This is a genomic window from Bacteroides gallinaceum (assembly GCF_030373775.1).
In the GTDB taxonomy this organism is placed as follows: Bacteria; Bacteroidota; Bacteroidia; order Bacteroidales; family Bacteroidaceae; genus Phocaeicola; species Phocaeicola excrementipullorum.
In genome coordinates this window covers 23,194-31,600 of the sequence record NZ_JAUDEN010000032.1, presented here as the reverse complement: position 1 = coordinate 31,600, position 8,407 = coordinate 23,194, and the positions used below count along the sequence as shown (strand labels likewise).

Here is an 8,407-nt window from a genome sequence, read left to right as displayed (position 1 = left end):
CATTATCAAATACTTTTATTGATTAAATAACTGAATAACAGTAAATAAAAATATTTTTAAGGGACGACTAAATAAATGTTCATAGTCAAAGAATACCGTTCCTTCTTCTGTCTGAGCCGGCCTTATCTTTGGCATAAGGGGTGAAGCTTACAGTTTTGCTGCATCCATAGGTTTGGCCTTTATGACGTTATAAAGCGAAGATACGTTTTTATCTTCACTCCGCAAAGGTTGTGCCGCCTGTTTTTGCTTTCTTGCCGTTCACTTGCGTATATACCGCTTCATCCCCTCGGTAGAGTAAGTCTGCAATTTCCCTTCATCATCCGTATAGATGAAATATGCATCAAGTTCCGGATGCGCGTTGCAGATGACTTTGGCCGAGTCCAGACCGAGCACCATGAAGGCGGTGGCGTATGCATCCGCTTTGGCGCAATTGTCGGCGATGACCGTGGATGAAAGAATGTTGTGCTGAACAGGGTAGCCCGTGCGAGGGTCAATGGTATGAGCGTATTTCTTGCCGTCCTTGTAGTAGAAGTTCCGGTAGTTGCCCGAAGTTGCCATGCCTGCATCGGTGATTTCAAGTATGGTCTGCAATTCCTGGTTTACGGCCAGCGAATCATCCACCGGACGGTTGATGCCGATTTTCCACTTTTCCATCTTCGGATTTTCTCCTTTGGTCACTACCTCTCCGCCTATTTCCACCATGAAGTTTCTTATCCCTTTGCTTGCCAGCAGGCGGGCCACGCAGTCTACTCCGTATCCTTTGGCTATCGAACTGCAATCGAGCATGATGCGGGGATCTGTCTTTTCGAATGTTCCGTTATCATTCAGACGTATTTTCTTGTAGCCCACAATTTCGCGGATGCTGTCTATCTTTGCAGAGTCGGGAAAAGCCTGTGTCTTGAATCCGAATCCCCAGGCGTTGACCAAAGGAGCTACGGTGATATCGTACGCTCCCTGCGTTTCTTCCGATATCCCCTTTGCCATCTTATATATATAGGCAAGCATCGAGTCGGCCCGAAGGTCGGTGTTGTTGTTGATGTGTGTGATGACCGACTGCTTGTTGAACGGAGAAAGCGAGTTGTCTACCTTCTTCAGTTCGGCTTCGATTTCGGGCTTCAGATTCTCTTTCGACTGGTAGGTGATTTTATACACCGTTCCGAAGACGAATCCTTCATCCGTCTGATACGGAGCCTGTTTTCTGAGTATGAGTACTGTTCCAATTATCAGTATTGCGAGAAACGGCAGCTGCCATTTAAGATTTCTTTGATTCATGAGCGATTATTGTATGAAAAGATGTTCGACCAATATTTTTGTTCCGATTCCGATAAGCACGATTCCGCCGAATATCTCCACCCGGCAGTGGAAGCGTCGGCCGCAGAATACGCCGATGAGGCATCCGATGATGGAAAGCAAGAAAGATGCGGCACCTATTGCTGCGAGCGGAAGCGTCAAAGAGCCGAGCGAATTGTAGCCGGTGAAGGCAAACGAAATTCCTACGGCCAAGGCGTCGATGCTTGTAGCCACCGCCAGAGCCAGAATGACTTTCAGTCTGGTCGGGTTGAAGCTCCGTTCTTCCTCCTTCTTGAAATGTTCGCGGATCATGCGGATTCCCAGGAAGCACAGAAGACCGAAAGCTATCCAATGGTCGTAGTCTTCGATGAGGTGGCTGAACCGGCTGGCACCCAGCCAGCCAAGGAACGGCATGATGGCCTGAAACAGTCCGAAGAAGAATCCCATTTTCAAAAAAATATTCCAGCGGACGCGCTGGAGAATAATCCCGCTGGTGACCGATACCGTAAAGCAGTCGATAGCCAGACTGACCGCCAGGAGGATAATAGCCAGTAAACCCATATCTGTTTAAAAAGGTAAGTTATATATCAAGTTATACATCAGATTGAAGCTGCTTCCTGCGTTTTTCCCGAAGCCGGGCACATACCATGGTATGGAGTTTTCGTGTCCTTTTATGCTCAGCCGCATCTTGTATCTTACGCTCCATCCCATGCAGAAGCCTTTGTAGATTTTCACTTTCAGTCCGAATACGCCTTCAACCCAGCTTGCGTTGCTTTTCAGTCCGCTGTAAGCATACGGAACCACGTTTACTTCGCCATAATTGGGGTCCGTCATGTCCGGTCCGCTTACGTCGTATGTGAAAGAGCTCATGCCGTAGCGGAGTCCGGCATAGATGTATCCGGGCAAATGCGTTTTCTTATGGAATATGTTGTAGTCGGCTCCAATGCGGAAATAGGGCGCGGAAGTCTTGTAGTGCAGATCGTTTCCGTCGTTGATGGCGTCCGCCTTTCCGTATCCGATTTCCACTACAGGCAGGAAGCGATTTTTCAGGTTAGCCCGCAGCGCGATTTCCGAATTGAGAATGTCGCTTCCCAGCAGGTAGCTTCCCAGTCCGGCGATTTCCCATTCAAGCGACAGTCCCTGATAGAGAGGAACATGCTCTTCCGCCGCTTTTTTTTCTTCCGCCTTTTTCTGTGCAGGGACAGCCTTGTGCACTTGTTGGCTCCATCCCGAAGCCAGACAAAGCAGCCAGCTACTCGCCAGTATCAGTAACCGTAAAGTATATTTTGAAGTTTTCTTTTTCATTGTTGTCTATATTCGGGTTGGTAATGACGAGTGAGTCGAGCATGCGTGATGTCGATTCGGCGCTTGTCACTTCGTAGAACATCATGGTTCCGCAGTCGAGATTCATGAAGTAGGGAATGTTCCGGTGGTTGATTGTGATCACGTCCCTCGAGCGTCTGTTGTAGGAAAGGATGAAGCGCGTCTGCGTTCCGTAGCTGAGCGGAACGCTCAGTTCGCTCACTTCCGTTTCGCGGTTGATGAGCGTGTCGTTGATGGTGGAGTCGCCCGAATCAATCTGTCCGATCACGGTAAGCGTGTCCGTGTATGATACAGACCTCCCGTACTGGTCGACAAAAGAGAAGTGTGCGAATGCCAGTGCGTTGGGCGGACAGTTTTCCACTTCGCATGCCGGGAAGAAGAAGGCCGACAGAATCATGACACAGAGTATGACTGATAGTTTCTTCATGCCGTTAGATTTCTTTCTCTATTTGGTAGTTGTTTCTTTCTTGAGAGTTGCGCGCCACGAGCTCGCCGATGAATCCCGCCAGAAAGAGCTGGGTTCCCATGATCATGGTTGTCAGCGCCAGATAGAAATAGGGGTTTTCCGTCACCAGCGTATAGGGATTTCCATGATACATGTCATACAGTTTGTTCGCCCCTACTACGATGACGGCTATAAATCCGAGCACGAACATGATGGATCCCAGAAAGCCGAAGATGTGCATCGGCTTTACGCCGAATGTAGACAGAAACCACAGGGTGATCAAGTCGAGGTATCCGTTTACGAAGCGGTTCAGCCCGAACTTCGTCTTTCCGTACTTGCGTGCCTGATGGTGTACCACCTTTTCGCCGATGCGGGTAAAGCCGGCGTTTTTTGCCAGGTAGGGAATGTAGCGGTGCATTTCTCCGTATACTTCTATGTTTTTTACCACCTCTTTTCTGTATGCCTTCAGTCCGCAGTTGAAGTCATGAAGATTATGGATTCCCGATACGGCTCTGGCCGTGGCGTTGAACAGCTTGGTCGGGATTGTCTTCGACAGCGGGTCATAGCGTTTCTGCTTCCATCCGGAAACCAGGTCGTATCCGTCTTTGGTTATCATGCGGTAAAGTTCCGGAATTTCGTCCGGACTGTCTTGCAGGTCAGCGTCCATGGTGATGACCACATCTCCCTCAGCCCTTTCGAATCCGCAGAACAGGGCGGGCGACTTTCCATAGTTCCGGCGGAACTTTATGCCTTTGACATTTCCATGCTGGCGGCTCAAGTCTTCTATTATGCGCCATGAACCATCGGTGCTTCCGTCGTTGACAAAGATCACTTCATACGTGAAGTTGTTGGCTTTCATTACTCTTTCAATCCATGCGTACAGTTCCGGCAGGGATTCTTCCTCGTTATATAGGGGTACAATGATTGATATGTCCATAATCTTACTATTTCTGTTTTCTTTTATATCTCATGGCAAACAGCGCTGTCGGGAGCGACAGGAACAGTCCGCAGAAGAAGTTTTGGGAGAGAAGCTGGAAAGTCATCTCCAGCGGAGAAAGCGATGAAATGACGGTCAGCGCGCCGTCTACCTGTTCGATTGTCGCTTTCAGTTCTTCGGATGCCGTTTCCTTCAGCGCATTCAGCTGCGCGGTATATTCTGTGATGAGGTATCCCCCGTCGATGTAGCGGAAATAGATGTAATGGGCCGCTGCGGTGAGCAGGGAGGCGAAAAGATACATTGACACGGAAAACAGGAATGCTCTTCCGAAAGGCAGGTAGCCTTCGCAATAGACTTCTCTGTAGCGTCGTGTATAAATCAGTCCCAGAAAGGGGACGAAGCATGTCATCACGAAGAACAGCAGCTGGAGTATGGGGACTGAGAAGCCCGCAGGCAAGAATATGAACTTGAAAATCCAGAAAAGCCCCATATAGGTGCCGAAACGCATTGCGTATTCTTGTAATGTTATCGGTCGTTCGGTGGTCATGTACTTATTATTAAATAACGCCTACAAAAGTACGGTTTTTCAGTTTTCCTTGCTATATAAAAACATGAAAAATCGCTCTCTTTCGTAAAAAAAACGGCGTTTCCGGCAAGGTTGGAGGCATCGGAAACCTGAATTTGCAAAGGCCCGATCTCCATCTCCAGCCTAGAGATGCATATCTCCAGGCTGGAGATGCACGTCTTCAGCCTAAAGATACATATCCTCAGCCTGGAGATAAAGAATGTTCCGGGCCGTTTTTGTGCTTTTCTTCGCTTTTTTTCATGAAATGTATTGCATGTTCAAAAAATATGTCTACCTTTGCACCCGCAACCGGATAGGGCGTATGCCTGATTCTGACTGCTAAACACGGGTAAGTCCCATACGGCCAGCTCCCTTCGAATCCTCCAGGGCTTGATCGCAGCAAAGGTAGTTGGTTGTAGCGGCGCGATATGGCAAGCTTACCCACCCGCCTCTTTAGCTCAGTTGGCCAGAGCACGTGATTTGTAATCTCGGGGTCGTTGGTTCGAATCCGACAAGAGGCTCAAGTTAACAGACATATGGTTTTTGCCTCTTTAGCTCAGTTGGCCAGAGCACGTGATTTGTAATCTCGGGGTCGTTGGTTCGAATCCGACAAGAGGCTCGAAAGAGGCGGGTTGTCATGATCCGCCTCTTTTGTGCGTTGTCCCTCGCCCGGGGAGAAAATAAAAAAGCCACCGGTGTTGTTGCGGTGGCTTGTGTACATAATGAAGTTTAGTCAAGTTTGAGAATATGCAGATTCTCTCTGTTATTTTCATTAATAACAATTGCGGGGGCCGGATTGTTTAAATAGTTGTTTCCTTTTTTTAGTTTGTCGTGTGTCTTCGTTCGTTTTTCCCGTTTTTTCCGTAATTTTGCAGCCGAATCAAACAACAAATTAATTTTTTAAGAATAAAAGAATGGGTGGTTTTTTCGGTACAGTCTCTAAGGCTGAATGCGTTACCGACTTGTTTTACGGTACGGACTATAATTCACATTTGGGAACCAAGCGGGCCGGTATGGCAACTTATGCTGAAGGCGAAGGGTTCATGCGTTCGATCCATAACCTGGAAAGTTCATATTTCCGCACGAAGTTTGAAGGCGAGCTTCCGGGATTCCGCGGCAAGGCGGGGATAGGGATAATCAGCGACACTGATCCGCAGCCAATTATGATCAATTCTCATCTGGGAAAATTTGCCATCGTAACTGTGGCGAAGATAAACAACATGGAGGAGCTGGTGGCTGAGATGCTTCAGAACAACATGCACTTTTCTGAAATGAGCATGAGCAAGACAAACCAGACTGAGCTTGTGGCTCTGCTGATTGTGCAAGGCAAGGATTTTGTTGACGGCATTGAAAATGCGTTCAAGAAGATAAAGGGATCTTGCTCGATGCTGATCCTCACCGAAGACGGAATTATCGTGGCCCGCGACAAATGGGGACGCACGCCTATTGTAATCGGAAAGAAAGAAGGCGCATACGCTGCTACAAGCGAGTCGAGCAGTTTCCCTAACCTGGATTATGAGATAGACCGGTATGTAGGGCCTGGAGAAATTATCCGCATGCGTGCCGACGGGCTGGAGCAGATGCGCAAGCCGAACGAGCAGATGCAGGTTTGTTCGTTCCTGTGGGTGTATTATGGATTCCCCGTATCGTGCTATGAGGGCCGGAATGTAGAGGAAGTGCGCTTTACCAGCGGCTACAAGATGGGAAAGACCGACACGTCGGAAGTAGACTGTGTGTGCGGAATCCCGGATTCGGGCGTTGGCATGGCTTTGGGATATGCCGAAGGAAAAGGCGTGCCTTACCATCGCGCGATTGCCAAATATACGCCAACCTGGCCGCGCAGCTTTACGCCGAGCAATCAGAGCATGCGCTCGCTGGTGGCAAAGATGAAACTGATACCGAACCGCTCGATGCTTCAAGGCAAGCGGATGCTGTTTTGCGACGATTCGATTGTGCGGGGCACCCAGTTGCGCGACAATGTGAAGATTCTATATGAGTATGGAGCAAAGGAAGTGCACATGCGCATTGCGTGTCCGCCCCTGATTTACGGCTGTCCTTTTATCGGCTTCACTTCGTCGAAGAGCGACATGGAACTGATAACCCGCCGCATCATCAAAGAGATTGAAGGGGACGAGAATGCGAAACTGGACAAATATGCTACGACGGATTCTCCGGAATATAATGCGCTGGTTGAGCGTATACGTGCCCGTTTCGGCTTGACTTCCCTGCGGTTCAATACGCTGGAAACTCTGATTGAAGCGATCGGACTGCCGAAATGCAAGGTCTGCACCCATTGTTTTGACGGGTCAAGCTGCTTCTGACAGCAGCGCGGGCTTCTTCCGGAAAAGTGTGTTGCGATAAGGGCAATGCGAATATAAAGAAGCGGCGGCACGGAGAAAATACGGATTCCACTTTTGTGAAAACCGGTTTCTCCGTGCCGTTTTGTTCAGGATTTTTCCTGGCGTGTGCCAGACTTGCAGGCTTGAGGGGGGGGCTTCAGAATGCTTCTGTCATGTTGAAGTAGAACAAGTTCTGTCTGTTTGTGAAGTCCCTTCCCAGATCGAGGCGCACGTTCATCCGCGGCTGCACCTCTATGCGCAGTCCGAGGCCGGCATTGGGAAGCACTCCTTCAACCTTGCCCGGATTGGGACCCATGAATCCGCATCCTCCCCACGCCACGAATCCGAGGCGGTTTAGCACTTTCTTTATCCAGTTGCTTTTGTCGGTATTGAACATGTGCCGGTATTCCACGATGGCCAGATGGGATGACTTGTCGCGGTATTGTCCCTGGTAATATCCGCGCAAGTCGAAAGGAGTTCCCGTAAGCACATATTTGTTGAGGGGGATGTCTTTGTCTTTACCGAAAGTATGCTTGCTTTGCACGGTCCATGCCAGCACCCTCCGTTTCCCTACATTGAGGTATTGGCGGTAGTCCAGCTCTATGCGGTAGAAGTTGGTGTTGCTTCCGAGGAACTTTTCATACAAAAGCCCTGATACGTTCAGGTAGATTCCTTTGTATGGGTTGGCTGGCACGTCGCGCGTGTCGTACGTGGCGAGAAAGCCGACGCCTGAACTGAAATTCTTGTATCCTTCATCTGTGCCTCCCGCTCTGACGTAGTCGGGCTGGTCAATCATGTGTTTGGCAGGATCGGTGATGTGGTCATAGGTGATGTCTACTTGAGGACCGGCAAAGAAGTTGCTCTCTCCGATTCTGAACAGAAACCAAGGGTTTATCTGTATTCCGCTGTACCTGTACTGGCTGGTTGTGTCGCTTCTTACGTAATTCTTGTTCGTGTCATAGCCGACTCCGTAAAAGTTTTCTTGCGTGTTTTTGTAAGAGAACTGTCCGAAAATGCGGAATTTGTCGTTCTTGAAGAACAGCTGGGGCTTGACAAATACATTCAGCCCTCCGTTGAACATGAATGCCAGTGCTGCCGGTACGACAGAACGGCGCATGGCAGTGTCTTTCGGATTGATGCGGAATGTCATCAGCGCGCTTCCGCCCACCAGAACACCGAAGTCGGGCGTGTAGCTCGGTCCTCCCAAAATGTTATAGTGGAAATTCCTGTTTGCGATTTTTTGTCTGCGCAGTTCTTTGGCTGCCTGTTTTCGTGCATGCCGGATGCTGTCGTTGTATGCAGTTGTCTGTTCCGTCAAGTTCTCTTTTGCGGCTGTAGGCTCTTGGGCAGTAACGCGGAAAACGACGAGTTGCAGGATTGTTATGCACAAAAGTATTTCTTTTCTCATTCGGATCGGTTCGTTTGATTGGAAAAGCGGTTTTCTTAACCTTGGCAAAAATACAAAACTTTATTCATATAACGTTTGTTTAGTGGCAACTGTTTTCGGG

General features: G+C 49.0%; 8 protein-coding genes and 2 tRNA genes. 3 read left to right on the top strand and 7 right to left on the bottom strand.

The genetic code is table 11. From position 1 onward, the window contains the following. Nucleotides 1-258: 258 nt before the first annotated feature. Genes QUW60_RS13400 through QUW60_RS13375 form a run of 6 tightly spaced genes read right to left on the bottom strand, consistent with a single transcriptional unit; the run spans nucleotide 259 to nucleotide 4,542 of the window. Nucleotides 259-1,272: an FAD:protein FMN transferase gene (locus QUW60_RS13400; protein ID WP_289561081.1), complete on the bottom strand. Its 1,014-nt coding sequence runs from the start codon at nucleotides 1,270-1,272 to the stop codon at nucleotides 259-261. 6 nt (nucleotides 1,273-1,278) lie between these two features. Continuing rightward, the gene (locus tag QUW60_RS13395) at nucleotides 1,279-1,851 is read right to left on the bottom strand and encodes a manganese efflux pump MntP (protein ID WP_258338899.1); all 573 of its coding nucleotides are present in this window, start codon (nucleotides 1,849-1,851) and stop codon (nucleotides 1,279-1,281) included. Between the two features lie 6 nt (nucleotides 1,852-1,857). Further along, nucleotides 1,858-2,595: a DUF6048 family protein gene (locus QUW60_RS13390; protein ID WP_289561079.1), complete on the bottom strand. Its 738-nt coding sequence runs from the start codon at nucleotides 2,593-2,595 to the stop codon at nucleotides 1,858-1,860. Then, nucleotides 2,543-3,040 (bottom strand): DUF6452 family protein, encoded by a 498-nt coding sequence (locus QUW60_RS13385; protein WP_289561077.1) that lies wholly within the window; start codon nucleotides 3,038-3,040, stop codon nucleotides 2,543-2,545. Before QUW60_RS13385 ends, QUW60_RS13390 begins: the two co-directional genes overlap by 53 nt. A gap of 4 nt (nucleotides 3,041-3,044) precedes the next feature. After that, a complete protein-coding gene (locus QUW60_RS13380) occupies nucleotides 3,045-3,995 on the bottom strand; it encodes a glycosyltransferase family 2 protein (protein WP_258338896.1) in 951 nt (316 codons plus the stop codon). Nucleotides 3,996-4,002: 7 nt separating this feature from the next. Then, on the bottom strand, nucleotides 4,003-4,542 hold the full coding sequence (locus QUW60_RS13375) for a DUF4199 domain-containing protein (RefSeq protein WP_258338895.1): 540 nt from the start codon (nucleotides 4,540-4,542) through the stop codon (nucleotides 4,003-4,005). 465 nt (nucleotides 4,543-5,007) lie between these two features. Between QUW60_RS13375 and QUW60_RS13370 the strand changes: the two genes are divergently transcribed. The 3 genes from QUW60_RS13370 to QUW60_RS13360 all read left to right on the top strand — a co-directional run bounded on the left by QUW60_RS13370 (nucleotide 5,008) and on the right by QUW60_RS13360 (nucleotide 6,881). Next, a tRNA-Thr gene (locus QUW60_RS13370) sits at nucleotides 5,008-5,081 on the top strand. A 24-nt stretch (nucleotides 5,082-5,105) separates the two neighbouring features. Further along, nucleotides 5,106-5,179: transfer RNA gene (locus QUW60_RS13365), tRNA-Thr, on the top strand. Nucleotides 5,180-5,474: 295 nt separating this feature from the next. Next, the gene (locus QUW60_RS13360; RefSeq protein WP_289561074.1) at nucleotides 5,475-6,881 is read left to right on the top strand and encodes an amidophosphoribosyltransferase; all 1,407 of its coding nucleotides are present in this window, start codon (nucleotides 5,475-5,477) and stop codon (nucleotides 6,879-6,881) included. 175 nt (nucleotides 6,882-7,056) lie between these two features. Here the strand turns inward: QUW60_RS13360 and QUW60_RS13355 are convergent, their stop codons facing one another. Then, the gene (locus tag QUW60_RS13355; RefSeq protein WP_258338893.1) at nucleotides 7,057-8,307 is read right to left on the bottom strand and encodes an outer membrane protein assembly factor; all 1,251 of its coding nucleotides are present in this window, start codon (nucleotides 8,305-8,307) and stop codon (nucleotides 7,057-7,059) included. Nucleotides 8,308-8,407 lie beyond the last annotated feature (100 nt).